The 25,442-nt window shown below is 45.8% G+C and carries 23 protein-coding genes; 9 read left to right on the top strand and 14 right to left on the bottom strand.

Annotated features, from left to right (window positions below):
• Positions 1–46 precede the first annotated feature (46 nt).
• The 3 genes from ACP7H9_RS10855 to ACP7H9_RS10845 are packed head-to-tail and all read left to right on the top strand — an operon-like array spanning position 47 to position 3,640.
• On the top strand, positions 47–2,128 hold the full coding sequence (locus tag ACP7H9_RS10855; protein ID WP_286830271.1) for a TonB-dependent siderophore receptor: 2,082 nt from the start codon (positions 47–49) through the stop codon (positions 2,126–2,128).
• Entirely contained in the window at positions 2,118–3,263 is a 1,146-nt protein-coding gene (locus ACP7H9_RS10850; protein WP_286825237.1) for a DUF1624 domain-containing protein, read from the top strand. The genes ACP7H9_RS10855 and ACP7H9_RS10850 overlap by 11 nt, the downstream gene beginning before the upstream one ends.
• 17 nt (positions 3,264–3,280) lie before the next feature.
• Positions 3,281–3,640, top strand: a complete 360-nt coding sequence (locus tag ACP7H9_RS10845) for a MerC domain-containing protein (protein WP_273025260.1) — start codon at positions 3,281–3,283, stop codon at positions 3,638–3,640.
• Here the strand turns inward: ACP7H9_RS10845 and ACP7H9_RS10840 are convergent.
• From ACP7H9_RS10840 to ACP7H9_RS10830, 3 genes are all read right to left on the bottom strand, one after another.
• A complete protein-coding gene (locus ACP7H9_RS10840; protein ID WP_286825239.1) occupies positions 3,637–4,866 on the bottom strand; it encodes a permease in 1,230 nt (409 codons plus the stop codon). The genes ACP7H9_RS10845 and ACP7H9_RS10840 overlap by 4 nt on opposite strands.
• 193 nt (positions 4,867–5,059) lie before the next feature.
• Positions 5,060–6,361 (bottom strand): DUF5690 family protein, encoded by a 1,302-nt coding sequence (locus ACP7H9_RS10835; protein ID WP_011235815.1) that lies wholly within the window; start codon positions 6,359–6,361, stop codon positions 5,060–5,062.
• A 91-nt stretch (positions 6,362–6,452) separates the two neighbouring features.
• Positions 6,453–7,208: a DeoR/GlpR family DNA-binding transcription regulator gene (locus ACP7H9_RS10830; RefSeq protein ID WP_034819484.1), complete on the bottom strand. Its 756-nt coding sequence runs from the start codon at positions 7,206–7,208 to the stop codon at positions 6,453–6,455.
• A 265-nt stretch (positions 7,209–7,473) separates the two neighbouring features.
• Between ACP7H9_RS10830 and ACP7H9_RS10825 the strand changes: the two genes are divergently transcribed.
• The 3 genes from ACP7H9_RS10825 (at position 7,474) to ACP7H9_RS10815 (ending at position 12,616) form a co-directional block, all read left to right on the top strand.
• Entirely contained in the window at positions 7,474–9,819 is a 2,346-nt protein-coding gene (locus tag ACP7H9_RS10825) for a TonB-dependent receptor (RefSeq protein WP_011235817.1), read from the top strand.
• A 62-nt stretch (positions 9,820–9,881) separates the two neighbouring features.
• Complete coding sequence (locus ACP7H9_RS10820; protein WP_011235818.1) at positions 9,882–11,921, top strand: phosphocholine-specific phospholipase C; 2,040 nt, start codon at positions 9,882–9,884, stop codon at positions 11,919–11,921.
• Positions 11,922–11,947: 26 nt separating this feature from the next.
• On the top strand, positions 11,948–12,616 hold the full coding sequence (locus ACP7H9_RS10815) for an HAD family hydrolase (protein ID WP_011235819.1): 669 nt from the start codon (positions 11,948–11,950) through the stop codon (positions 12,614–12,616).
• A 56-nt stretch (positions 12,617–12,672) separates the two neighbouring features.
• Here ACP7H9_RS10815 and ACP7H9_RS10810 read toward each other — a convergent pair whose 3' ends face one another.
• Positions 12,673–13,575 (bottom strand): polysaccharide hydrolase, encoded by a 903-nt coding sequence (locus tag ACP7H9_RS10810; RefSeq protein WP_011235820.1) that lies wholly within the window; start codon positions 13,573–13,575, stop codon positions 12,673–12,675.
• A gap of 200 nt (positions 13,576–13,775) precedes the next feature.
• Between ACP7H9_RS10810 and ACP7H9_RS10805 the strand changes: the two genes are divergently transcribed.
• The 3 genes from ACP7H9_RS10805 to ACP7H9_RS10795 all read left to right on the top strand — a co-directional run bounded on the left by ACP7H9_RS10805 (position 13,776) and on the right by ACP7H9_RS10795 (position 15,463).
• On the top strand, positions 13,776–14,327 hold the full coding sequence (locus ACP7H9_RS10805; protein WP_011235821.1) for a hypothetical protein: 552 nt from the start codon (positions 13,776–13,778) through the stop codon (positions 14,325–14,327).
• A 111-nt stretch (positions 14,328–14,438) separates the two neighbouring features.
• Positions 14,439–14,909: a hypothetical protein gene (locus tag ACP7H9_RS10800; protein WP_034819481.1), complete on the top strand. Its 471-nt coding sequence runs from the start codon at positions 14,439–14,441 to the stop codon at positions 14,907–14,909.
• A gap of 71 nt (positions 14,910–14,980) precedes the next feature.
• Positions 14,981–15,463: a hypothetical protein gene (locus ACP7H9_RS10795; RefSeq protein ID WP_034819479.1), complete on the top strand. Its 483-nt coding sequence runs from the start codon at positions 14,981–14,983 to the stop codon at positions 15,461–15,463.
• Between the two features lie 132 nt (positions 15,464–15,595).
• Here ACP7H9_RS10795 and glmS read toward each other — a convergent pair whose 3' ends face one another.
• From glmS to atpB, 10 genes are all read right to left on the bottom strand, one after another.
• Complete coding sequence (glmS, locus tag ACP7H9_RS10790) at positions 15,596–17,428, bottom strand: glutamine--fructose-6-phosphate transaminase (isomerizing) (protein ID WP_034819476.1); 1,833 nt, start codon at positions 17,426–17,428, stop codon at positions 15,596–15,598.
• A gap of 3 nt (positions 17,429–17,431) precedes the next feature.
• Positions 17,432–18,802 (bottom strand): bifunctional UDP-N-acetylglucosamine diphosphorylase/glucosamine-1-phosphate N-acetyltransferase GlmU, encoded by a 1,371-nt coding sequence (glmU, locus tag ACP7H9_RS10785; protein ID WP_286830339.1) that lies wholly within the window; start codon positions 18,800–18,802, stop codon positions 17,432–17,434.
• A gap of 121 nt (positions 18,803–18,923) precedes the next feature.
• Complete coding sequence (locus tag ACP7H9_RS10780; protein ID WP_011235841.1) at positions 18,924–19,340, bottom strand: F0F1 ATP synthase subunit epsilon; 417 nt, start codon at positions 19,338–19,340, stop codon at positions 18,924–18,926.
• A gap of 17 nt (positions 19,341–19,357) precedes the next feature.
• Positions 19,358–20,743: a F0F1 ATP synthase subunit beta gene (gene atpD / locus ACP7H9_RS10775; protein ID WP_011235842.1), complete on the bottom strand. Its 1,386-nt coding sequence runs from the start codon at positions 20,741–20,743 to the stop codon at positions 19,358–19,360.
• Between the two features lie 42 nt (positions 20,744–20,785).
• Entirely contained in the window at positions 20,786–21,649 is an 864-nt protein-coding gene (atpG, locus tag ACP7H9_RS10770) for a F0F1 ATP synthase subunit gamma (RefSeq protein WP_011235843.1), read from the bottom strand.
• Positions 21,650–21,703: 54 nt separating this feature from the next.
• Positions 21,704–23,245, bottom strand: coding sequence for a F0F1 ATP synthase subunit alpha (gene atpA, locus ACP7H9_RS10765; RefSeq protein WP_011235844.1), 1,542 nt, complete (start codon positions 23,243–23,245; stop codon positions 21,704–21,706).
• Between the two features lie 14 nt (positions 23,246–23,259).
• Entirely contained in the window at positions 23,260–23,793 is a 534-nt protein-coding gene (gene atpH, locus ACP7H9_RS10760; RefSeq protein WP_011235845.1) for a F0F1 ATP synthase subunit delta, read from the bottom strand.
• Positions 23,794–23,810: 17 nt separating this feature from the next.
• On the bottom strand, positions 23,811–24,281 hold the full coding sequence (atpF, locus tag ACP7H9_RS10755; RefSeq protein ID WP_011235846.1) for a F0F1 ATP synthase subunit B: 471 nt from the start codon (positions 24,279–24,281) through the stop codon (positions 23,811–23,813).
• A gap of 37 nt (positions 24,282–24,318) precedes the next feature.
• The gene (gene atpE, locus ACP7H9_RS10750; RefSeq protein WP_011235847.1) at positions 24,319–24,576 is read right to left on the bottom strand and encodes a F0F1 ATP synthase subunit C; all 258 of its coding nucleotides are present in this window, start codon (positions 24,574–24,576) and stop codon (positions 24,319–24,321) included.
• A gap of 64 nt (positions 24,577–24,640) precedes the next feature.
• The gene (atpB, locus tag ACP7H9_RS10745; protein WP_011235848.1) at positions 24,641–25,438 is read right to left on the bottom strand and encodes a F0F1 ATP synthase subunit A; all 798 of its coding nucleotides are present in this window, start codon (positions 25,436–25,438) and stop codon (positions 24,641–24,643) included.
• Positions 25,439–25,442: the final 4 nt, after the last annotated feature.

Below are 25,442 nucleotides of genomic sequence, written 5' to 3'. Positions count from 1 at the left end.
TTGTTATAATATAACATTACGTTTTTAATTGAGTTGTGTTGCCCCCATGAAATACCAAGCAGTTACTCTAAGTTTACTCTCTATCATGAGTACGGGCTCGTTCGCGCAAGAACAGGAGTCTTTCGAACACATTGAAGTCAATTATCGTCAGGCTTACCGCGGAGATGTTCCTGTTTCAGAAATTCCTCAGGCAATTACTACGCTGGACCGCAGCCTGGTGGATGATATTAATATCTCCCGTTTTCGCGATGTTTTGCTGTTTTCTCCGTCAATTGCTTTGCAAAACGACGGCGGTAACTTATGGGACAGCTACTCCATGCGCGGGTTTCCGGGCAACGAAAATGTACCTACTGGTTATTTAGTTAATGGTTTCTCCAGTGGTCGCGGATTCGGCGGGCATCGGGACGTTTCCAATATTGAGTACGTAGAAGTTCTGAAAGGCCCGGGCTCTGCACTGTATGGCCGCTCGGACCCGGGAGGGGTGATTAACGTGGTTACCCGCAAACCGCAGTACGCTCCAGAAGGATACTTAAAAACCTCGCTTGGCAGCGATGACCGCTATCGTATTGAAGGTGACTACACTGGCGGTATTAGCGATAGCGTATCCGCGCGGATAAACGGTGCGATACAGGATGATGACAGTTTCCGGGATCATGTCAGCAGCAAGAAAAAGGTTGTTAACCCGTCTCTGCGCTGGCAACTGGGTAAAGACACCTCCATACTTTATGCCTTTGAATTCATGCAGCAGGAGCAGCTGTTTGACCGTGGCATAGTGGTTTTAGATAACAATATTAGAACCGTGCCAAGAGACCGCTTTCTGGGCGAACCAAGTGATGAACCTACTGAAATCATTTCACAAGGCCACCAGTTAACCTTTGAGCACTACCTGCTAAATGACTGGTTTTTAACCGGTGGTATTAATGCCAGAAGCACAAAGTTAGACGGCTACTCGTCGGATGCCGAACTTTCCGGCTCGCGCCAAAAATTATTTGAAGACGGTCGCACTCTAACCCGTCAGCACCGTCGTCGTGACTACGATTCCGATGATTTATCATTAAGACTCGAATTAAGCGGTAACGCAGAGTTGTTCGGCATGACCCATCACTTACTGATGGGAACCGACGCATACCGTTATGACTTATACACTTTATTAGACCGTGTCCGTCCGGAGCCAGGTACTTACGAGCTGGATATTTTTAACCCTCAGTATGGTGCAGCTAAACCGGAACTTCATACCCAGTACATTAACGACGAGAATCAAAAAGGTTTTGGTTTGTACCTGCAGGATCAGCTTGAACTTAATGACCAGTGGCATCTACTAATGGGCTTAAGACTGGATCAGTACACGCAAGAAACCTTAGAACTGGTATCAGGTACGGAATCTGAACAGGATGAAAGCCGAGTGAGCCCGCGCGTGGCACTGAGCTACCTGCCAACGGATAACTTAACCCTTTATGCCAGTTATTCAGAAGGCTTTGTTCCTATTAGCGGCACCGACTTCGAAGGTCAGGGGTTTAAGCCAGAAGAGAGCGACTCAGTAGAGCTGGGCATGAAATATTCCGCTAACGGCTTTCGGTTAAACGCTGCTGTTTTCGATGCCACCAAAACCAACATTCTTACGGATGACCCGGTTCACCCAGGCTACCCGGCCACGCTGGGCGCTGCAACCAGCAGAGGGTTTGAAATAGATGGGGGCATGTCGCTGGGCAGTTACACCGATTTACGGGTTGCCTACAGCTACATAGACAGTGAAACAAAAAATGATATTACCGTTTACGACTGGGGCGTCAATGTCCCTGCCGGTAGTGACCTGGTAAATATTCCTCAGAATACCTTTAACGCCATGGTTAAACACGATCTCAGGCACTGGCAAATTAATGCTGATATAGGGCTTACCGCACGATATGTGGATGACCGTTTAGGCGCTACGGTCGATCAGTCGTATCGTCTGCCCAGTTATCAGGTGTTTGATCTGTTCTATACACACCGGTTAACCGACAACACTGAATTACAGATAAACGTTGATAACCTTTTTGACGAGTATTACATGTCGAACGCCTACTCTGCGCTTTGGACAACACCAGGAGCCCCAAGACAGTTTTCAGTGAGCCTGACTTATGAATTCTAAAAATATTACGCAAAGAATTAACAGTATTGATGCGTTGCGTGGGCTGGTCATTATATTGATGTTGCTGGACCACGTACGGGAACGTTTTTTTTATAACCACCCGGTTGCAGACCCTATGATACTGGAAACTACGGAGCCGGGCTTATTCTGGAGCCGTTTTGCCGCACATTTTTGTGCGCCCATATTTGTGTTTCTAACCGGCCTTTCAGCCTGGTTGTATCAGCAAAAGCATGACGGTTCGCCCAGCGTCGCCCGTGAGTTTTTATGGAAGCGCGGACTGTTCCTGGTGATATTGGAACTTACGGTCATCAACTTTTCATGGTTTGGCGCCTACGAAACACTGTACCTGCAAGTAATATGGGTTATTGGTCTGTGCATGCTCATTCTGGGTGCCTGCGTTAATTTACCGTACCGGCTTCTGTTTGTGTTGGGTCTGCTTATTGTTGCCGGGCACAATGCACTGGACTTTATTCAACTGAACCCGGGTGAGTGGGGCTATACAGCCTGGACCATTCTTCATGACCGCGGCTATATTTTACAGTCCGACGCATTATCAATACGAGCCAGCTACCCGTTACTGCCGTGGATAGGCGTTATTTTGCTGGGTTATGCGGCCGGACCTTTGTATTCCAAATCCTTCTCATCTGAGCGCAGAGCCTGTTGGTTATTAGGGCTAACGACGTTTTGCCTCGCCGGCTTTCTGTTGCTGCGTGGTTTTAATATCTACGGCGAGACACAGGCCTGGTCTCAGCAAGAGAGTTTAGCCGCCACCGCGCGGGCTATATTCAATGTGACCAAGTACCCGCCATCGCTGAATTTTCTGCAAATAACCTTTGCCGGCATGTTTGCCATGCTTTACCTAATGGAGCGCTTACAAGGAAAGTGGACGGAAGTTCTGACCGCTTTCGGTGGCGCACCCATGTTTTTCTACATAGTCCACCTTTACATTTTATTGCTGCTTTATACTCTGGCTACCGCAGTTTTAGGGGCGCCGGAGGAAGGCTTTATGAGTCTGCCCAACATTTATTGGGTGTGGTTAACCACCATTGTACTGGCCGCCTTACTGTATAAGCCAACGCAAGTGTTTAACCGATACAAACGTCGCAGCAATAAAGCCTGGGTGAAATATTTATGATGGTTAAGGAGAAAGGAATGAGTGACCGCCTCGGTATGTTTTTCTCTGGCCTGTGTTTTGTCCATTGTCTGGCAACGCCAATACTGCTTATTTTTCTGGGGACAAACTCGTTAGCGAGTGTTCTGGAAACGCCTTTGTTCCACCGGCTATTATTGCTGCCGGTGTTAACCATGGCGATATTTCAGGGGTATTATGCCTGGAAAAACCCGCAGGCGAAGCTCAGTCGGGTACTACTGCCGCTTGGTTGTTTAGCGGTCGTTATCGCCCAGTTTTTTCATGGCCCAATTGAAATCTTACTCACTATTATTGGCTCGCTTACCTTAATTAGTGGTCACTTTTTTCATTTAAAGCACGAGCACTGCGCCGGTCAGGACTAACCGGCGCTACTTGTAAGATAAAAGCCCATTCCTCCTAATAACCAAAGGACACTGATACCGCACAGTCCATTCATGACCTTGTCGCTCAACGAAGAAGAGTCGCCATGGTCATGATGATGATGGTGGTGTTCGTGTTCTTTTTGCTTCTGCCGCCAAAGCACAACCATAACCACGCTCAGCAATAAGAAAATAAGGTTCAGAACAAAACCATAGTCCAGCTTAAAGTGCTGTTGTTCTGCCGGAGAGGACCACTGCGACGCATCCGGCAGTAGATCGAACGCCAGTAAACCATAATGCATAGCTAAAGACGCCGCGACCAGGCAGGTAAAGAGCATTAAAGCGATGTACATAGCCATTTTCCAGCCATAATACCGCGCATTAATTTTGAGCACCGGCAGTACAATTAAGTCGGAAAAAATAAACGCCATAACCCCTGCAAAGGCCACACCTTCACCAAACAAAACGGCCGCTAATGGAATGTTGCCCATAGAACCAATAAAGGTGAAAAATGCAGCCACCGGACCCACTACCGCTTGTTGAAGTAACGACCAGAAACCCGGGTCACCCTCTGTACCCACACCAATAAACAACCATTCAAAAAACGCACTAGGCACAAAGGCTGAAATAACGCCGGCAACGGTAAAACCAATGAGTACGTCTTGCCAGACCATTTGCCATTCCATTACGTACTTTTGGCCAACTTTCTGCCAGGTATCCTTACTGAAAAGATCCGATAATGTGCTCTCGTGTTGATGTTCGTCGTCCTCTTCGTCTTCTTTTCGCGCATTCTTAATTAGGTTTTTAGGGTTGGTTAGCGTAATAAAGAGCCAGACGAATAGAATTAGCAACAACCCGCCAACGTATTCACCAACTACAAACTGCCAACCAAGGAAAATAGAAATAACAAAACCCAGTTCAATAACCAGATTCGTGGAGGCCAGCATAAACGCCATTGAAGCACTGAACGCAGCCCCTTTGTTAAACAAAGCCCGGGTGGTTGATAGCGCAGCAAAACTGCAGGAACTGGAGATAAAGCCAAAGAAAGTACCCAGCGACACAGACTTAAGATCATTGCCGCCCATAGCCTTGCGCATTCGCCGCTTAGTGATAAGCACTTGGATTAAGCTACTGATTAAATAACCTAATACAAACGCCCACAGCGCCATCCAGAAAAAACCCAGGCTGGTATAGGCCGACTCACCCCATAGCGATAGAAAATTCTCCATGCTGGCTCCTTGGTCTGGTTAAATTATTTTAGAATTCAGCAGATTAAAATAAAAATATGACTACATTCAAAATAGTAGCTTACGTTAAGCCTGTCCAAAATTGATCAAAACGCCTTGTTCCGTGACAGTCTCGTGACGTTTTCTTAAAAGAGCACTTTTGAGCCGCTTTCGTGTAGCCCCTTTTCATTTCCAGTTAAGCTGAGCTTTTAATAAGAGTCTTTGAGTGTTCTTTATAGAAGCGCTGGCGGAAAAACCAGGCGGAACATACCATCAACACGCTACCCAGAAGAGCCGTAAAGTAAGCGCTCTCTAATAGAAAGTTTAGCCAACTTAGCTTTATTTCAAAGAAGTTACGGTACAGCAGTATACCGACGGTTCCCGCATAACCCATAGCATCCGCGATATAAATAAGAAATCCGGCATTAGCTTTGTCGTTTATCATCGATAACATGCGATCGAAAATAAGACAGTTAAAAGGAACATAAGCCAGATAAATCCCAATAGTTAGCGCTATCATCCATGATGAACCTGAAATTCCACCGCTTTGATAGAATAAGCTGCTAACACCTAAGAGAAGAAATCCCCCAATAACCATCAGATGGTTAACCATAAATGCCCGAAAATTGTTTTTAATCCACATTATCGAGCTTAGCAAAAGTAGAACAGTCAATGACGTATACAGCGCAACGGAAGAAAATATTGCGGGTCTGTCGCCATACCCTAGTTCTATCCATATTTCTGCTGCAAAATTGTCACTGAAGTCGCGCATAGCGGTCAGTAATATATAACTGACGACCATGCAGCCCAAACCTATCGAGTATTTCCGCACTAATTGGATCCTATCTTCGGATGTCATTGGCTCCCTTTTATGGCGTTCCTCTTTATCCTGGTGTGTCGGCGGGGGAATCCTGGAAAGAAAATATACGGAAATGAATAACGGGATAGTAAAAATAGCGCCCGTGGCAGCCGGCATCCAGTATTCGCTGACTTGTAAGTCCAGCATCAGGTATTTACCGACGGTTTTTACGACACCAGAAGACACAATGAAACTAATAGATAAAATAGCACCCAAGACTTCCGTGGTTCTTCTTCCCTCTAAGTAACTGAAGACCAGGCCCCAGATTATGCCTAACGGTAAACCGTTAAAGAATAGCGCGACTAGCTTCCAGTTCCCCGGCGCAACGGCAAAAGCCATAAGTGAGCACTGTGCTGCCATTACCAACGTGAGAATGGCAACACTGCGATAATTTGCCGTCATTTCCGATACGACTTTAATACCGACAAACTTGGATAGGGCGTAACCTAATACCTGCGCAATAATTAATGCACTTTTGAAATCGATCCCTGCAACGAACTGAGCCTGTTCGTAGCTTGCCACGGCAAAAGGCTTCCGGAACGCATACATACAAAAATAGGTCGAGAAAGCGGCACTTGAGGCGTAGAGAATAAACCAGAAGGTGTTACTGCGCTTTGTATTCTTAGTGAGAGAAACCATAAGTGCCATTCCTACCATTGTGAGAACGGCCAATATTACGCGCAGAATATGAAGAATTTATGTTACTACCCGACGCTAACCTGATAGCGGGTTAACGGCTACAAATAACCTCCACTTGGGCATTATCGAGTGCAGATTTCAACGGGTCTTCGGGCGGTTTATCACAAACTATCGTATCAATTTGGTCAAAATCGGCCAGATGAACGGAACCAGCCCCACTAAACTTTGAAGAATCGGTCAGTACGACTTTTCGGCGAGCTCTATCAAGAAGTGAACGCTTAAAATTAGCCTCATCAATACTGAAATCAAGTAGCCCTATGTCGGAATGAATACCACCGATAGACAGAAATAGCAGATCGGGTGTGAACTGCCGAGCCTGAATAATAGCTTCCCGCCCGAAAGCGGCCCGGTAATCTGGATCAATTTGTCCACCAGTAAATGCTAACCGCCAATCATCGCGACCAATGACTTCATTTGCTACATCCAGCGAATTTGTCACTACCAGTAACTTCTTAGGTTTGGTCAACATTCTTGAAAACCAGTAACTGGTTGAACCACAGTCAATAAAAACCGTCATCCCATCTTCGACTAATTCGGTAGCTTTCTCTCCAACTTCTTTTTTAGCCGCAGCATTCAAACTTACGCGCCCTTGGTATGGGGGCTCTAGAGTTGAAGTGGAAAGACGAACTCCACCATGCACTTTAACCACTCTGCCGGTAGTTTCTAACTGCCGTATATCACGTCGTATGGTTTCTTCTGACACCTCAAAACGCTGTGAAAGATCGACAACAGACATTGATCTATGAAGCCTAATCAACTCCAACATAGTGATTAAACGCTCAGACATATTCACATCCATCCCCACACGTTTATTGGTTGCGCGCATGTAATTCAATGAGTTAACAAGTTGCTACTTTAGAGCAGAAGTAAATCTTAATCCACTTCCAACATTAAAAACCACATAAACTCACATTATTAATAATTAATACAACAAAATATCACACCACTGTCACATTTTAATTCTATATTGGCCTCGCTCAAAATCATAGCTGGAGGTGAAAGGTCATTTTGGTCCTATTACTTCCACGTTTAGCATACCTGGGGAGATACACATGAACGGCTACAAACGATTTGCACTTTCACCATTAATACTGGCAATAGCCTCAGCATCAGCGATAGCTGATCAGGATAAAGAAGAAACGAGTAAAAAAGACGAACAAATGGAAGAAATCATTGTTGTAGGTAAGAGACAGACTTTCGCCTCAAACACGGTTTCAATGGATATGATTTCACGTCGTCCAGCCAATGCTTCAGTAAACACTGTTGTACAGGAATTACCCGGAGTTATTGTACAGGAAGCTGATACCTTCGGTTCATCTGACTGGATGACTAACATCCGAATGCGAGGCTTTAATACCAATAACGGGCAAATTGGTACAACGCTTGATGGCTTACCAAACGGCGGCTCAAACTACGGCGGCGGTAGTAAAGCGAATAGATTTATTGACGTGCTCGATCTTGAAACCGTGGAAGTCAGTCAGGGAACGGCGGATATCAGCTCGAGATCAAATGAGGCATTAGGTGGAACACTGAATTTCATTACTTCCGATCCATTAATGGAAGAAAACTTAAGCTTACTCTATATGGCAGGCGACCAGGACGCGAGTAAGTACCGTTTCCGTTACGACTCAGGTGAAATTAGTCCAGATACCTACTTCTATCTCAGTGGCTCATCTTCGCAAAATAAGGACGTTTGGGATAATGAAGCTATCACGGAGAAAGATTATCTTACGGGTAAAATCACAACCATTATTGATGGGTTTCATATTACAGGCTTCGCTACCTACAATTCGGCTAATGAAAACGAATATGAATATGTTTCTTTAGAAGATTATTATGAAAACCCTCGTCACGACGGATTACACATGAACTGGACCGGAATTCCTGGTCTTGATGAAAACTATCGCGATGGCTGGCGTGCACTGCGTGATAATTCATTTTATAGTTTTCAGGTCGAAAAAGACTTTGGCAACTTTTCATTCAATACCGCCGTTTATTATCACAGAATGAAAGGCCGTGGTGACTGGATCCCTCCCTACATTACCGATGTCGATGGAGATGGAAACCTGGATAACGAACGCTCCGGTAACACAATTTATGGCGATTACGAGGGTGACGATATCTTTTTCGTTAACGCCGGTACAAATGTACCAGGTACATTGATTGACTCTTGCACTGGTCGATATGGTTTAGACGCTGAAAAAGATCCCAATTGTTATGATGGCAATGTCGAAGGGGTTGGCTCATATCGTACGTCAAATTATGCCAATCATCGTTATGGCATAACGGGGGATGTTTCCTACGACTTTGAAACTGGCAACATACAACATACCTTACGCAGCGGGTTTTGGTATGAAAACTACGATGCCGATGTAACGCGCTCATGGCATTTAGTTGAGAACTCGGCAATTAGCCCGGAATTCAATGAAACCCCTTACTGGATTCAATATAAAACCGAAGCAAACACTAAAGAACTCATGTACTACGCTCAGGAAAAAGCGGTTTTAGGCCCGCTGAGCGCAAGTCTCGGCGTAAAACAATATCAGGTCGATACTACGGTTGATCACTTCTATAACGATGACAGAACGGGTCAATTAGACTCCACTTCAGATCCGTTACTCTACGCAGGGTTAACCTATACAACACCGGTTAATGGTTTAGAGTTATTTGCCGGCTACTCTGAAAACTATAAATCCATTGTTCCTGGTATCATTGATTCCGGTTTATCTAATTCAGAACTGGGTGGCATTGATCCTGAAACGGCGGAGAACATTGAGTTAGGCTTCCGTTATATCAACAATGGCTTTAACGCAGCGGTTACCTTATACGACATTAAATTCGATAACCGAATTGTACAATTGGATACTAGTGTATTGGATGGTATCGATTACAAAGAAGAAGTCGACGGCAGCTATGTGAACGTTGGTGGTCAGAAGAGTCGCGGCGCTGAACTGCTCACCTCATATCAAGTTACCAGCGGCCTGAGAGTTTCTGGGTCTTATACCTATAATGATGCTGAGTACCTTAGTACAGGTGATACCGGTCTTGACCAAGACGCAGAAATTCGGGCTGGGAACCAAGTATACGGCGGACCAAAAACTTTCTTCACCATCGCAGCTGATTATGTCGGTAGCAACATAACGAGTGGAATCTCTCTGCGCCATATTGGGGATAGATTTATCAACTTTGAGAACTCAGCCACCGCGCCTGGGTATGAAGTGGTAGATGCCTACATTGGTACTGATATTCAGGGTGTTTCCTCCAGCATATCGGCTCTTCGCCTGCGTTTGAATGTGAATAACCTGCTCGACGATGAGTATATATCGGCTGTTGGCAGTAACAGTGTTTATCCCGGTTCACCAAGAACGGTGACTTTCTCTGTTAGTGCTGATTTTTAACCAGATGTTAGGTAAGAGGCATTAGATTTCGAAATCTAATGCCTCTTCAAGGAGTTACTTCTATGGTCGATATTAGTCGCCGTCGGTTTCTTTTAGGGGCAGGAGCTGCCAGCGTAATGGCTTCTTTTCCCGCAATATCAAGAGCTTTGGCTATTCCTGCTGCGGTACGTACTGGCACGATAAAAGATATTGAGCACGTGGTTATTCTGATGCAGGAAAATCGGTCTTTTGATCATTACTTCGGTACCTTGTCAGGAGCACGAGGTTTTTCCGACCCTTATCCTGCACCAGCTAAATCGTTTGACCAAATCAAAGACCGTACGATATTCACGCAATTAAACCAAACTGAAATAGGCCCTAAATTTGTCACCCCATTTGCGTTAAATACACGCCAAACATTCGAACATATGCGTGTAGAAGGCACGCCTCATTCCTGGCCAGATGCGCAAGCGGCTTGGGATAACGGGCACATGGATCGTTGGCCAGAAGCAAAAAATCTGCACTCAATGGGTTACTTTGAGCGCGCGGATATGCCATTTCAGTACGCCTTAGCCGATGCCTTTACACTATGCGATGCTTACCATTGTTCTATGCATGCGGGAACCAACTCCAACCGTTTGTTCCTCTGGTCCGGAACCAACGACGGGCAGGCCCAATTTGGTGGGCCGAGTATTGGTAACTCACATGACCGTTTACCTGAAGATGGTGGTGCAGCCATTCCATACACCTGGACAACCTACGTGGAAAGGTTGCAGGAAGCAGGTGTAAATTGGCGTATTTATCAGGATATGTCGGATAATTTTACGGACAATCCGCTTGTCGGGTTTGCTGCGTTTCAAAACTCAGTAGCAGGTAAGCCAGGTTCAAATCCAGAGCTCGCAAAACGAGGGTTAACGACTCAGGCTTTAGACCAGCTGCGAGAAGATATTATGGAAAATAAGTTGCCTTCTGTATCTTATATTATAGCAACAGCGGAAGGTTCCGAGCATCCTGGACCATCTAGCCCGGCACAAGGGGCTGCATATACCTCAGAGGTATTAGACGCTCTAACGGCGAATCCTGAGGTTTGGGCAAAAACAGCATTGTTTATCATGTTTGATGAAAACGACGGATTTTTCGATCACGTACCGCCACCAGCACCGCCTTCAGAAGATCCAGCATCACCCGGCGGATATGCAGGCCATTCTCAGGTGTCTACCCGAGGGGAGTATCATACTCATCGATCCGAAGCGGATGAGTCGTTGGAAGTACAAGACTACATGGGAAGACCCTACGGATTGGGACCACGCGTTCCAGCCTACGTAATTTCTCCCTGGAGTCGGGGCGGCTACATTAACTCGGAAGTTCTCGATCATACTTCGGTTATTCGTTTTCTGGAACAACGTTTCGGTGTTTTAGAACCCAACATTAGCCCCTGGCGACGGGCTGTTTGTGGTGATTTCACAAATGCTTTTGACTTCGTAAATCCAAACAGGGACTTGCCGTTAGCTTTTCCTGACCCCACAGCTGACGCAAAAAGGGCAGCGGCACTGCCAAAAAGAACAACGCCTAAACTTCCGATTCAACAGTCGATGCCTGCCCAGGAACCGGGTATGCGTCCACACCGGCCTAGCCTCTATAAGCTGGATTTAGAGTGGGATGAGCTGCCGGAAACCAATACATTGAAGCTGACCTTCATTAATAAAGGCAAGCACGCTGCTGTATTCCATGTTTACAACCGACTGAATCTGGACTCAATTCCGCACCGATATACTATCGAAGCCAAAAATAAAACGAGCAGAGAGTGGACGCTAATTGAAGATGCTTATGACTTGCAAGTCATGGGGCCAGAAGGTTTTCATCGTCGCTTAGCAGGAAAACATTCTGAAATACAACCCGGAAGAGATATTAGCTTTATCAGTGACGGCAAGTACTGCGGCCTATTGGCTCGTAGTGACGGCTTTACCTACTATCTTGGACAAGACGTTGATACGAAAAAAAGGCTGCCTCAAGGACAGGTCGTTCATATACCGACGGACAGTAATCAACGCTACGATGTCTCAGTGACGAGCACCTCATCTGATTCTTTTCTTAGACAATTTGCCGGCCGCCTGAATCGTTAAGGTGTACTTAAGGACGTACTTTAATAATGACAAAACCAAAGCTTACTGTATTTGACCTTGATGGCACCCTGGTTGATTCAGATAGTGCGCAGGACTGGATGTACTTTTTACGAAAAAACTCTTGGCCTTACAGCAAAGAAGCGACTGAGATTTGCAGCGAAATCATGCAGGATTACAGTAGCGGACGAATGAATATGAAGGATTATATGCAGGCATGGGTTTTACCCATAAAAGGTAAACGGGTTACTGAAATCAGAACTCTGGCTGCCGAATTTGCTGAACACTATATTAAGCCTCGCATTTATACAGAAGGTATGCGTAAAGTCAGGGAGCATCAGAAAGCAGGAGACATTCTTCTGGTTATTTCTGCCAGCCCCACCATTATAGTAGAGCCCATTGCTGCTCTTTTTGGTATTCAGTATGTTATTGGAATCGATATTGAGGTCTCTAGCAATAAGTTCACACAAAACCTAATAGAGCCATTTAGCTTTGGAGAAGGAAAAGTTGCTCTTTTAAAGCAGTGGCAAAAACAGCACGACTTAGAAGACTTACCGTTAGGCTGCATATATAGTGACTCAATTAACGACGTACCATTACTGGATTACGCGCTTAACAGCCATGTTATAAATGGTAACGAACAAATGCGCTCAATTGCGAAAGAAAACGACTGGCATACTCACGAGTGGAGCATATAAGCTCAAAGGTCAGTTCGTTTTCTTGTTTTAATGAAACTGACCTTTGCTTTAAAATTCTATTCGCTGCAGCTCAGAACATTTTCCCCATCCAGGTTAAAACCCTCTTTCCATAAAGCGGATATTCCAACGTCAAGGAAGTAAGAGCAGGCATTACTTTCAAACTCCTGCTGGCTGATTTCACCCTCTGAGCCGTCTTCATAATATTCCTGCACAAACACCGCTTTGTTATTTTTCAGGAAAGTGTCCTCGTAACTCACGCATTCATTTCCGTAGGCATAACACTGTTCGTTTACGGCAAAATCAAAGTCATTAACCAGTTCATTCAGTTGGTCTACATCATTCTTTAAACCAATGCTTAACCCTCGCGAGTGTGCGGCATTGGCTAACCATTTATTGTAATTTAGCTGATCATCGTAAGTGATAATGCCTTTTGTCTCGTCAGTGTTTATATAGCCGTCGACATTGTCGGGTTCAACCGCATCACAACCTGCAGATTGAGCTAAGTCCAGACGCGCTTCCATAATGGGTTTGATGTTTTCATTCAGGACAGCCTCATTGTTTATGTCCAGCCATACTTCACCCGGCCAGTCCGCCATTTCACCGTTGGCAATAACCGCGTCTTCCGAAAATTCAGTCGCATCGGGCCGCCAGTCTTCACGGGTTCCGGCACTAAAATAACAAATAACCCGTTTACCGTTGTCCTTTAATGAACTGATAATACTGTCGTCACCACCCTCGGCACCTTCAAATAAGTCGATATCGAACGCCTCGGCGTCCTTGCTTATATCCAGGTTATCGTAGTTCTCCAGCTGCCAATGCCAGCTTGTTCCTGGCTTGGGTTGCCATATGCCGGATTCTTGGTGATCCGAGCTTTCTGAAGACGAATCAGAGTTACAAGCGGTTAGTTGCGAGCAGGCTAAAACCAATAAACTTGCAGCAAAACAGTTTCGGTAAAACATTGGTGTCATTCCTTAGGTGATCCTTTAGAGATTATCGAGCTTTGCCGGATGGGCGGCAACCTTATTTGAATAACCGACCCTAGAAACTAAGTTTAGGTTCGCGAACCCGCTATCTGGATATTATTTTAAAGGTTAATTAATATACTGGGTGAAAAGTTGATTCAGACACAACGGAATGAGAAGTTTCAGAAGGAGACGCTATGTTAACCAAAGCTTTTTTTGCCCCTTTTTTAACAGCTAGCTTGCTGCTGATATCGGTATCGACGACAGCACAGTCAGTTTCGCAGAAAACCGATATGCTCCCCAATAAATCGAATACACCCGCTTGTAAGCTTCTGACAGAAAAAGACGTTCTGGATCATATTCCCACCAGCGAAGGCGTTCATATAGCAGAAGAAAGAGCTGAGCAAGGTTATTCAACCTGCGTTTGGGTACGAAATGATCTGGATCCTGACTTGGCCACCAAAGAGCCATTTCAGTTGACTGTATCCTGGGACTACCACGACCATGAAAGTGACAACATGGGAGGCTATGTATTAACCCAAGCTCGTCGATTAGGTGAGCCAGTCTTAGGCATTGGCGATGAAGCACACTGGATGCAAGGCGCAATGCCAACACTGGCGGTCTGGTATAAAGAACAAAGCGTGGCTATACAGCTTTTAGGAGGAGAGCCTCAGCGAAAAGGTAGCAAAATTTTAGCCAGCAAAGCATTACGTCGGATAAAAGCCGGTAATATTGCTCAAACGAATTAGAGCTGTTAATCCCCAGGCGTTGACTCGTTGTCACTGCTTCAATAAAGTTATTATCACTAAGGTAAGGAAGTAAAAACCTTTAAGTTTATCTTAAACACAGGAATATGACTGATGAAATCAACAGGAATAATGTTTGCAGCCGCCCTTACTTTAAGTCTCTCCGCTAATGCACAAACACCACCTGAACAGTCGATGGATAAGCCATGGGAATCTTTGTATGAAAACCCAGGTAAAACACCTTATGACAACGACCAGTCTGAGCATGGCAAGCTGCTGCAGGCCCGTTGGAAAAGTTGCTCTGGTATGGTTTTAAAAACCAATATGGTCGCCAAAACAGTGGCTGATCTTAAAGATAACCCGGACGACTACTACGTAACCGAAGAGCAGAACCGCAAACAACTGGAGCGCTTCTTTCCCACGACTTCCGGTACCTACCAGGACGCCATTAACGAAAAAATATTAGCCTTAGGCTATGAACACTGGAAAATGGGCCGAGGCGAAGCCGACAGCTCACCGGAGCTGTCTCAATTAGTATGGGACTGGTGTACTAGTCAGCCAGCCAAAAATTTTAAAGGACTGTGAGTTTCTCGTTTAGTAGCGTTATCTAAAAAAGAAGAAATATTCCCCTCTTAAATCAATTAAGGTATAGCTGCATGTTAAGTAAAAAAAGCACTCTATTTTTGTACGCTGTACCTTTTATTATTAGTTTACTTTCTTACTTTTTTCAGTTCAGTTTCATAAATGAAGTTACTGGAAATAACGGAATAGGGTTGATAGTAACAGGCATCTTATCACTGTATTTTATCGTCATAACGTTACTCGCTTTCAGTTTAAAAGAAGCCGTCACCCCATTACTGTCGTTAGCTATACTGGCTCTTATGTTTTTACCTGTTAGACAAAATATTTCTGTCGTCAGCACTTTAAAATCAGATTCCAAAATCTATTGGATAGAGCGCTCGTATTTCACAAGCTTTTTGAGTGTTCATAAAGCTAATAATGAAATTATAACGAAGCCTGAAAGAGTACGCTTAATAGAAGATGTTGTTTACGAGGCACAGCTTAAAGCCATTGAAGGGGAAGTTTACTTAGTCTACAAAGAAAACGAGAATGACCCTGACATTTCAGAAAAAATCTAAAAATGACTAAATTACAGGTTCTAATCCTTGAAACATTAAAATTTAATGACTTTAATGTCTCATTTAAGATCTTTAATGTTTATTAAGAACTTTAATGTACGCCGACAAAAAAAAGGGCCTTTCGGCCCTTCCTTATTCCACAGTAACTGACTTGGCCAAGTTCCTTGGCTGGTCCACATCGGTACCTTTTATCAAAGCTACGTAATAGGACAACAGCTGCAACGGAACGGTATAGACAATAGGGGCTATCACTTCGTCGCAATGGCTGACGTTAAGTACGGTTAACGACTCATCGCCTTTGAAGCGGGCGTTTTTGTCGGCAAAAACGTACATCAGACCGCCGCGGGCACGCACTTCTTCAACGTTCGATTTCAGTTTTTCCAGTAAGTCGTTATTCGGTGCCACGACAATAACCGGCATTTCTTCATCAATAAGCGCTAACGGGCCGTGTTTTAACTCACCAGCGGCATAGGCTTCGGCGTGAATGTATGAAATTTCTTTCAGTTTTAATGCGCCTTCCATAGCAATGGGGTATTGGTTACCACGCCCCAGGAACAGGCTGTGCTCTTTGTTCGCAAAGTCTTGTGCTAACTCTTCAATTTCATCGGCTAAGGATACCGCTTCTTCCAGCTTAGTTGGCAACGCTTGTAGGGCATGAACAACAGCTTCTTGCTGCTGCTCTGGCATGCCTCTGTATTTGCCAATACCCAAGGTCAGCATAAGCAGGCCGGTTAACTGGGTGGTAAAGGCTTTGGTCGACGCCACACCAATTTCTGCGCCGGCACGGGTTAAAAACGCCAGATCAGATTCGCGCACCATAGACGAGGAGCCCACGTTACAAATGGTCAGGCTGCTTTTGTAGCCAAGCTCTTTGGATAGGCGCAGTGCCGCCAGGGTATCGGCGGTTTCACCGCTTTGAGAGATGGTCACCAACAGGCTGTTAGGATGAACATAGGACTTGCGGTAACGAAACTCCGAAGCAATTTCGATATTGCATGACACGTTTGCCATGGACTCCAGCCAGTAGCGCGCCACCATGCCCGCATGGTAACTGGTACCGCAGGCAACTATTTGAACGTGTTCAATGTCTTTTAAGATACTCGCTGCATCTTCACCAAATGCGTTATCCAACACGGTAGTTTCAGACAAACGACCTTCCAGCGTGTTACGCACGGCAATAGGCTGCTCGTAAATTTCTTTCAGCATAAAGTGGCGATACTGGCCTTTACCACCCGCGTCGTAGCTTACGTCAGATTCAACAATCTCACGTTCTACGGCGTTGCCTTCAGAGTCATAAATGTCGATTTCAGTGCGGTTAATATCCGCCACATCGCCTTCTTCCAGGTAAATAAACTGACGGGTCACGGGCAATAATGCGAGCTGATCTGAAGCTACAAAGTTCTCGCCAATACCCACACCAATAACCAGAGGGCTGCCAGAACGGGCAACCACTAAACGCTCGGGGTACTTGGTATCCATAACCACGGTGCCGTAAGCACCTTCCAGCTGACTTACTGCTGATTTAACCGCAGCCAGTAAATCACCATGCGTTTTACGCTCATGATGAATTAAGTGAGCGATTACTTCGGTGTCAGTCTGCGAATTAAAGACATAACCTTCTGCTTGCAGCTCTTCGCGCAGGCGTTCATGGTTTTCGATAATGCCATTATGCACTACCGCAATTTCATCTTCAGAGCGGTGAGGGTGAGCGTTAGCTTCAGTAACCCCACCATGCGTTGCCCAACGGGTATGCGCAATACCAATAGTGCCGTCTAAGGGGTTCTTGTCTATGGCGTCTTTTAATTCCTGTACCTTGCCGGTACGGCGTACGCTTTTAAGGTGATTATCAGCGTCGATAACAGCCACACCCGCCGAGTCATAACCCCGGTATTCGAGTCGTTTTAAACCTTCCAGCAAAATACCTGTTACCCGACGTTCCGACGTGGCACCAACAATACCGCACATAAATTAACTTCCTTTTTTCGACTGTGGACGTTGCCATCCGCTGATATTACGCTGCTTGCCGCGGGCAACAGCCAGTTCTTCGTCCGCTACCGCCCGGGTAATAACCGAGCCAGCGCCAACAGTTGCATTCTTACCAATGGAGACAGGCGCAACTAAAGAGCTGTTTGAACCTATAAAAGCACCATCACCAATTTCGGTGAGTGCTTTATTTACACCATCATAGTTGCAGGTAATGGTACCTGCGCCAATGTTTGCGTATTCACCCACCTGTGTATCGCCAAGATAGGTTAAATGGCTGGCTTTAGAACCTTTACCCAGACGGCTTTTTTTCATCTCAACAAAGTTTCCGACCTGCGCTTCATCCGCAAGTTCCGCACCAGGGCGCAAACGCGCAAAAGGACCGACTTTACAGCCTTTCGCCACTTTTGCGTCTTCAATATGGGAATTTGCGCGAATAACGGTGTCATCACCAATAACGGAGTTTCTTATGACGCAGTTTGGTTCAATGACAACCCGGTCACCCAGAACCACATTGCCTTCAAACACCGCATTAATATCAATAGTGACATCGCTGCCGGCACTCAGTTTACCGCGACAATCGAAGCGGGCGGGGTCAATTAAGGTGGCGCCCTGGGTCATGAGCTCTTCAGCCTGACGCTGCTGCAGTGCTCTCTCTAAAGAGGCTAATTGCTGGCGGTTATTGGCACCTTCCACTTCCTGCGCATTGTCAGGCTGTGCAGTGGCAATATTAACGCCTTCCCGCGCGGCCATTGCTACAATATCGGTCAGGTAATATTCTTTTTGCGCATTATCATTGCTCAGTTGCTCAAGCCAGCTTTTTAATTTATCGCTGTCGGCAATCATAATGCCGGTGTTCACTTCATTAATCGCTAATTGCTGCGCGTTGGCATCTTTTTGCTCAACAATGCCGGTAACGCTGCGGCGTTCATTACGCACAATACGGCCATAACCTGTAGGCTCCGCAAGCGTCATAGTCAGCAGGCCAAGCGAAGTGTTTGCGCTGGCGGTTACCAATTTAATTAAGGTGGATTCGGTCAGCAGCGGCACGTCACCATACAAAATAATGACTTTTTCACTGCTTTTCAGGTGCGGAATAACCTGCTGAACCGCATGTCCTGTACCCAATTGTTCGCGTTGTTCAACCCAGGTTAAGTCATCACCTGCTATCGCCTGTTTAAGCTGATCGCCGCCATGGCCGTAAATTAAATTAATGGCGTCAGGCTTTAGCGACCTGGCTGTATCAATAACATGCTCTACCATAGGTTTATTCGCCACCTTATGTAGCACCTTAGGCAGCTCCGATCGCATGCGGGTTCCTTTTCCTGCGGCCAGAATAACAACGCGTAACTTCATATTAATGGATCCTTAATTCAGTATCGCTAGCGTAAGCCTTATGACATTAGCTTATTGTAACGACAAAAAAGGCCCTGTTGCACTAACAACAAGGCCTTTTACGTATTTTAACGCAGAAGTTTTAGCGCTTAAGCTTACGAATAATATCGATTTGAGCTAACGCACGCGATAGCTCAGCAATAGCTTCTGCATAGGTCACATCAGAACCTGAATCGGCAATGGCTTCTTCAGCGCGTTTCTTCGCTGCTTCGGCTTCCTGCAAGTCAAGCTCGTCACCACGAACAGCAACGTCCGCAAGAACAATAACGTGACCAGGCTGTACTTCTAACACACCACCGGCAACATAAAGAAGCTCTTCGTCGCCCGCTTCGCTGACATAACGAACCATACCTGGTTTGATTTTAGTCAGCAGGGGCGCGTGACCTGGGTAAATACCCAGCTCACCTTCGCTACCAGTGACCTGAACCGTTTGTACAACGCCTGAGAACAATTTGTCTTCAGCGCTAACAACGTCCAGATTTAATGTTTGTGTTGCCATTCAAACCTCCCGGTCGGTTACAGGTTTTTGGCTTTTTCTACCGCTTCTTCGATGGTACCAACCATGTAGAAGGCCTGCTCTGGCATATCGTCGTAATCACCATCCAAAATGCCTTTAAAGCCGGCAATAGTATCTTTCAAAGACACGTATTTACCTGGAGCACCAGTGAATACTTCGGCTACGAAGAAAGGCTGCGACAAGAAGCGCTGAATTTTACGAGCACGAGATACAGACAGTTTGTCTTCTTCAGACAGCTCGTCCATACCCAGAATCGCAATGATGTCTTTCAGCTCTTTATAGCGTTGCAGTACTTCCTGAACACCCATTGCTGTGTCGTAGTGCTCATCACCGATAACCTGTGGGTCCAACTGACGTGACGTTGAGTCCAACGGGTCAACCGCAGGGTAGATACCCAGTGACGCGATGTCACGGTTAAGTACAACAGTCGCATCCAAGTGAGCGAAGGTTGTTGCAGGAGATGGGTCAGTCAAGTCATCCGCTGGTACATAAACGGCCTGTACAGACGTGATTGAACCTGTCTTAGTAGAGGTGATACGTTCCTGCAGAACACCCATTTCTTCGGCCAGGGTAGGCTGATAACCAACCGCTGAAGGCATACGGCCTAACAGTGCTGATACTTCAGTACCGGCCAAAGTGTAACGGTAGATGTTATCAACGAAGAAAAGTACATCGCGACCTTCGTCACGGAATTTCTCAGCGATAGTCAAACCAGTTAGTGCAACACGTAAACGGTTACCCGGTGGCTCGTTCATCTGACCATAAACTAGTGATACTTTATCCAGAACGTTTGAATCGTTCATCTCGTGATAGAAATCGTTACCTTCACGAGTACGCTCACCAACACCAGCGAATACTGAGTAGCCGCTGTGCTCGATAGCGATGTTACGGATAAGCTCCATCATGTTAACGGTTTTACCAACACCAGCACCACCGAACAGACCCACTTTACCACCTTTAGCAAACGGGCAAATCAAGTCGATGACTTTGATACCGGTTTCTAACAGTTCGTTAGTGTTTGACTGTTCTTCGTAGCTTGGTGCCGCACGGTGAATAGACATTTTCTCTTCTTCACCGATAGGGCCCGCTTCATCAATTGGGTTACCCAATACATCCATAATACGGCCCAGGGTTTTCTTACCCACTGGAACCATGATTGATTCACCGGTATTTTTAGCGGTGATACCACGACGCAGACCGTCAGTTGTACCCATTGCGATGGCACGTACGATTCCGCCGCCCAGCTGCTGCTGAACTTCCAGAACCAAACCTTCTAAGCCACCTTCGGTCACTTTCAGTGCGTCGTATACTTTTGGTACAGCGTCTTGTGGAAATTCTAAATCCACAACGGCGCCGATAATTTGTACGACCTTACCTTGACTCATGACGTTTCCTCTAACTCTTCAATTCTGTTAACCGTTGCCGCATTATACCGCTTCGGCGCCGGACACGATTTCCGAAATTTCTTGCGTAATTGCTGCCTGACGAGCCTTGTTATATCGCAATTGTAATTGGTCAATAATATCTTCGGCATTGTCTGTTGCAGCTTTCATCGCAATCATCCGAGCGGCTTGCTCACTAGCAAAATTATCCACTACGCCTTGGTACACTTGCATTTCTACGAAGCGACGAATTAGCGTATCCAGGATACTTTCCGGATTCGGCTCATACAGGTAATCCCAGCTACCTGTCTGCACATCTTCTTCCGATCCTGCTTGCGGCAATGGCAACAATTGATGAATGGTCGGCTCCTGGGTCATCGTATTCACAAACTTATTGAATACAACGTACAAGCGATCGATTTTGCCTTCTTCAAAAGCATCCAGCATAACCTGGATAGAACCGGTAATTTCCTTCAGTTCTGGCTTATCGCCCATACCTGAAACCTGCGCTTTCAACTTACCAAAACGCTTGAAGAAACTGGTTCCTTTGCTGCCTATAGCGGCAAAATCCGCTTCAACATCCTGCTCTTTCCATTCGTTAGCGTGTTTAACGACTTTTTTGAACTCATTACCGTTCAAGCCGCCACACAAACCACGATCGGTAGACACAATGATGTAACCCACACGCTTAACCTGACGTTCTTCCATAAATGGATGACGATACTCGAGGTTACCGCGCGCCACATGACCAATCACCTTGCGAATGGTGTCCGCATAGGGGCGACTTGCCTCCATACGTTCCTGCGCCTTTTTCATTTTCGACGCAGCGACCATTTCCATAGCACTGGTGATCTTCTGAGTATTACCGATACTCGAGATCTGAGTTTTTATCTCTTTACCGCTGGCCATGACGATTCTCCTGTTAACTCAACGACAAATGGCCGCTATTGCGGCCAGGTGCGATTACCATGATTGCGTTTGCTTGAATTTCTCAAGCGCAGCTTTCAATTGCGCATCGATGTCGTCGTTATAGTTGCCAGTTTTATCAATCTCAGCCATTAGCTCGGCGTATTCGCTCGCCATGAAAGATTGCAGAGATTCTTCAAAATCCATGATTTTGTCGATTTCTACGTCTTTCAAGAAGCCTTTTTCAACGGCATAAATTGATACAGCCATTTGAGCCACGCTCATAGGCTTGTACTGTTTCTGTTTCATCAGTTCAGTAACACGCTGACCGTGCTCTAACTGTGAACGAGTCGATTCATCAAGGTCAGATGCGAACTGAGCGAACGCCGCCAATTCACGATACTGAGCCAGGGCAAGACGGATACCGCCACCCAGTTTCTTGATGATTTTCGTTTGTGCTGAACCACCAACACGTGAAACCGAGACACCAGCGTTAACCGCAGGACGAATACCTGAGTTAAATAAGTCAGTTTCAAGGAAGATCTGACCATCGGTGATAGAGATAACGTTAGTCGGTACGAATGCCGATACGTCACCTGCCTGAGTTTCAATGATAGGTAAGGCAGTTAATGAGCCGGTCTGGCCTTTCACTTTACCGTCAGTGAATTTTTCTACGTAGTCAGCGTTAACACGCGCAGCACGCTCAAGTAGACGAGAGTGAAGGTAGAAAACGTCACCAGGGAATGCTTCACGACCCGGAGGACGACGCAACAACAGTGAAATTTGGCGATAAGCGACAGCCTGTTTAGACAGGTCATCGTATACAATCAGAGCGTCTTCACCGCGGTCACGGAAGTATTCACCCATGGTACAACCAGAGTAAGCTGCCAGATATTGCAGGGCTGCGGATTCAGAAGCAGAAGCTGCAACTACAATGGTGTTTTCCATTGCGCCGTGCTCTTCTAACTTACGTACAACCGCTGAAATGGTCGAGTTCTTCTGACCAATAGCTACGTAAACACACTTAATACCAGAATCTTTCTGGTTGATAATAGCGTCTACTGCTAAAGCCGTTTTACCTGTCTGACGGTCACCGATGATAAGCTCACGCTGACCACGACCAACCGGAATCATCGAGTCAATTGACTTGTAACCCGTTTGTACTGGCTGATCAACTGACTGACGTTCAATAACGCCCGGTGCGATTTTCTCGACTGGCTCATAGCCGTCAGCTTCGATAGGACCTTTACCGTCGATAGGCTGGCCTAGTGTGTTAACCACACGACCCAACAGTTTTTCGCCAACCGGAACTTCAAGGATACGACCGGTTGATTTTACTTTGGTGCCTTCCTGCAAGTCTGCATAAGGGCCCATAACAACCGCACCTACAGAATCACGTTCAAGGTTTAGTGCGATAGCGTAACGATTACCAGGTAGCTCAACCATTTCACCTTGCAGACAGTCTGCAAGTCCGTGGATGCGAATGATACCGTCTTGAACAGACATGATGGTACCTTCGTTGCGAGCTTCGCTGGTGACTTCGAACTTCTCAATTCGCTGTTTGATCAGTTCTGCGATTTCATTTGAATTCAATTGCATGCTCAAGTCCCCAATTAGGATTGCAGTGCGTAAGCAAGTCTGTCGAGCTTGCCGCGCAAGGTGCCGTCAATAACGGTATCACCAGCTTCTATAACAAGTCCGCCAATAATGGACTTGTCGACACTGCAGTTCAGCTTAATTTTGCGTTGCAGGCGCTTCTCAAGTGCTTTAATCAAAGCCGTTTGTTGTGCTTTCAGCAGTTTAACTGCCGATTTAACATCTACAGTGACTTCTTTGTCATGTTCAGCACGAAGCGTCTGATAGAGCTCACTAACTGCTGGTAACACTGGCAGACGTTCATTTTCAGCCAGTACTTTAACGAAGTTCTTAGCGTTGTCGTCGAGCTCGTCGCCGCAAACACCCAAGAAAACCTCTGTTGTTTTCCCAACAGTCGAGGAGCTACTCAAAAATGAGGCAATAGTCTCGTCTTGCGCCACCGCAGCAGCGAAGCTAAGCATTTCTGCCCACTTATCGAGCGCTCCCTGTTCTAAAGCAAAATCAAAAGCTGCTTTTGCGTAAGGGCGAGCGACCGTAGTCAGTTCTGACATAAGCTCAAACCCCTTTATTAAAGTTCAGCGACCAGTTTTTCAACAATGTCACTATGAGCGTCTTTATCAATTTCACGCTCAATGATTTTCTGAGCCCCAGACACCGCTAATACGGCAACTTGCTTGCGCAGCTCTTCGCGAACACGATTGCGTTCAGCAGCAACTTCTTCATGTCCGGCCGCAACGATTTTTTCACGTTCTTCGTGGCCACGTTGAGTTTCTTCCTCAACAATTTTAGCACCACGTTTTTTCGACTGTTCAATGATTTCAGCGGCTTGCTGTTTCGCTTCTTTGAGCTGCTCGGCAATTTCTTGCTGGGCTTTCTCTAAATCTTTTTGAGCACGTTCACCGGCATTAAGGCCGTCAGCAATTTTCTTCTGACGTTCCTCGATAGCTTTGATGATCGGTGGCCATACAAATTTCATGCAGAACCACACGAACACGATAAACGCGATCGTTTGTCCAATTAGAGTAGCGTTGATATTCACAACGGACCTCCTTCAGTTGGTGACCGTCGAATAACGATTAGCCTGCTACCTGGGTTAAGAATGGGTTCGCAAACGTGAACAGCAATGCAACAGCAACACCGATCATCGCGATAGCATCGATAAGACCTGCAACGATGAACATTTTAACTTGCAGCTGTGGTGCCAGTTCTGGTTGACGAGCAGCAGCTTCCAGGAATTTACCACCCAGAATACCAAAGCCCAGGGCAGTACCCAGTGCAGCCAGACCGATCATGATTGATACAGCGATAGCAGTAAAAGCAACTACAGTTTCCATTGATTTCTCCAGTTTTTCAGTAGATTAAAGTTAAAAGTAAAGCTAAAAACTTTTGTTTCGAACACTAGTGTTCAGATGACGCCATGCTTAAGTAAACAATGGTCAGCATCATGAAAATAAACGCTTGCAATGTAATAACCAGAATATGGAACACTGCCCACGCAAAGTGCGCCGGTAGCTGCCAGAATCCAATCATTGCAATTAGAATAAATATCAATTCACCTGCATACATGTTACCGAACAAACGCAGTGCCAGTGACGCTGGTTTTGCTAATAACGTGATACTTTCCAGTACAAAGTTCACTGGTATTAATGCCCAGTGATTAAACGGAGTGAAAGTCATTTCTTTAGCGAAGCCTTTCACACCTTTATATTTGATTGAGTAGATAATAATTAGCGCAAATACGCTTAAACTCAATGCAAAAGTTGTATTCAGGTCAGTTGTTGGTACTACTTTCATGTACACATCATGCGGGTCTTCAACAAAGCCTAACCAATAACCGCCATACATAGCAGCTGTTGGTAGCCAGTCAACCGGAATTAAGTCCATCAGGTTCATCAGGAATATCCAGACGAAGATGGTTAATGCCAGAGGTGCTATCAGTTTATCTTTACCGTGAAAGGATTCTTTGACGCTGTTGTCAACAAACTCGACAATCATTTCGACAAAGCATTGCCATTTACCAGGTACCCCAGCAGAGGATTTTTTCGCTACTCTGCGGAAACTCCACAGAAACAGCACACCCAGTAACACGGACCAGAAGATAGTATCGACGTTCACCGCCCAGAACCCTTCACCAACCGTCCAATTTTGGAGGTGATGCTGGATATACTGAGTCGGAGTTTGTTCTCCACTTATCATGTTG

Source organism: Idiomarina sp. ST20R2A10, from assembly GCF_051842345.1.
Taxonomy (GTDB): domain Bacteria; phylum Pseudomonadota; class Gammaproteobacteria; order Enterobacterales; family Alteromonadaceae; genus Idiomarina; species Idiomarina loihiensis.
This window is presented reverse-complemented; position numbering and strand designations above follow the sequence as displayed.

Excerpts from the sequence above, each read along its gene's own strand:
- ACP7H9_RS10855 (WP_286830271.1), top strand. The coding sequence starts at position 47 with ATGAAATACCAAGCAGTTACTCTAAGTTTACTCTCTATCATGAGTACG.
- ACP7H9_RS10850 (WP_286825237.1), top strand. The coding sequence starts at position 2,118 with ATGAATTCTAAAAATATTACGCAAAGAATTAACAGTATTGATGCGTTG.
- ACP7H9_RS10845 (WP_273025260.1), top strand. The coding sequence starts at position 3,281 with ATGAGTGACCGCCTCGGTATGTTTTTCTCTGGCCTGTGTTTTGTCCAT.
- ACP7H9_RS10840 (WP_286825239.1), bottom strand. The coding sequence starts at position 4,866 with ATGGAGAATTTTCTATCGCTATGGGGTGAGTCGGCCTATACCAGCCTG.
- ACP7H9_RS10835 (WP_011235815.1), bottom strand. The coding sequence starts at position 6,361 with ATGGTTTCTCTCACTAAGAATACAAAGCGCAGTAACACCTTCTGGTTT.
- ACP7H9_RS10830 (WP_034819484.1), bottom strand. The coding sequence starts at position 7,208 with ATGTCTGAGCGTTTAATCACTATGTTGGAGTTGATTAGGCTTCATAGA.
- ACP7H9_RS10825 (WP_011235817.1), top strand. The coding sequence starts at position 7,474 with ATGAACGGCTACAAACGATTTGCACTTTCACCATTAATACTGGCAATA.
- ACP7H9_RS10820 (WP_011235818.1), top strand. The coding sequence starts at position 9,882 with ATGGTCGATATTAGTCGCCGTCGGTTTCTTTTAGGGGCAGGAGCTGCC.
- ACP7H9_RS10815 (WP_011235819.1), top strand. The coding sequence starts at position 11,948 with ATGACAAAACCAAAGCTTACTGTATTTGACCTTGATGGCACCCTGGTT.
- ACP7H9_RS10810 (WP_011235820.1), bottom strand. The coding sequence starts at position 13,575 with ATGTTTTACCGAAACTGTTTTGCTGCAAGTTTATTGGTTTTAGCCTGC.
- ACP7H9_RS10805 (WP_011235821.1), top strand. The coding sequence starts at position 13,776 with ATGTTAACCAAAGCTTTTTTTGCCCCTTTTTTAACAGCTAGCTTGCTG.
- ACP7H9_RS10800 (WP_034819481.1), top strand. The coding sequence starts at position 14,439 with ATGAAATCAACAGGAATAATGTTTGCAGCCGCCCTTACTTTAAGTCTC.
- ACP7H9_RS10795 (WP_034819479.1), top strand. The coding sequence starts at position 14,981 with ATGTTAAGTAAAAAAAGCACTCTATTTTTGTACGCTGTACCTTTTATT.
- glmS (WP_034819476.1), bottom strand. The coding sequence starts at position 17,428 with ATGTGCGGTATTGTTGGTGCCACGTCGGAACGTCGGGTAACAGGTATT.
- glmU (WP_286830339.1), bottom strand. The coding sequence starts at position 18,802 with ATGAAGTTACGCGTTGTTATTCTGGCCGCAGGAAAAGGAACCCGCATG.
- ACP7H9_RS10780 (WP_011235841.1), bottom strand. The coding sequence starts at position 19,340 with ATGGCAACACAAACATTAAATCTGGACGTTGTTAGCGCTGAAGACAAA.
- atpD (WP_011235842.1), bottom strand. The coding sequence starts at position 20,743 with ATGAGTCAAGGTAAGGTCGTACAAATTATCGGCGCCGTTGTGGATTTA.
- atpG (WP_011235843.1), bottom strand. The coding sequence starts at position 21,649 with ATGGCCAGCGGTAAAGAGATAAAAACTCAGATCTCGAGTATCGGTAAT.
- atpA (WP_011235844.1), bottom strand. The coding sequence starts at position 23,245 with ATGCAATTGAATTCAAATGAAATCGCAGAACTGATCAAACAGCGAATT.
- atpH (WP_011235845.1), bottom strand. The coding sequence starts at position 23,793 with ATGTCAGAACTGACTACGGTCGCTCGCCCTTACGCAAAAGCAGCTTTT.
- atpE (WP_011235847.1), bottom strand. The coding sequence starts at position 24,576 with ATGGAAACTGTAGTTGCTTTTACTGCTATCGCTGTATCAATCATGATC.
- atpB (WP_011235848.1), bottom strand. The coding sequence starts at position 25,438 with ATGATAAGTGGAGAACAAACTCCGACTCAGTATATCCAGCATCACCTC.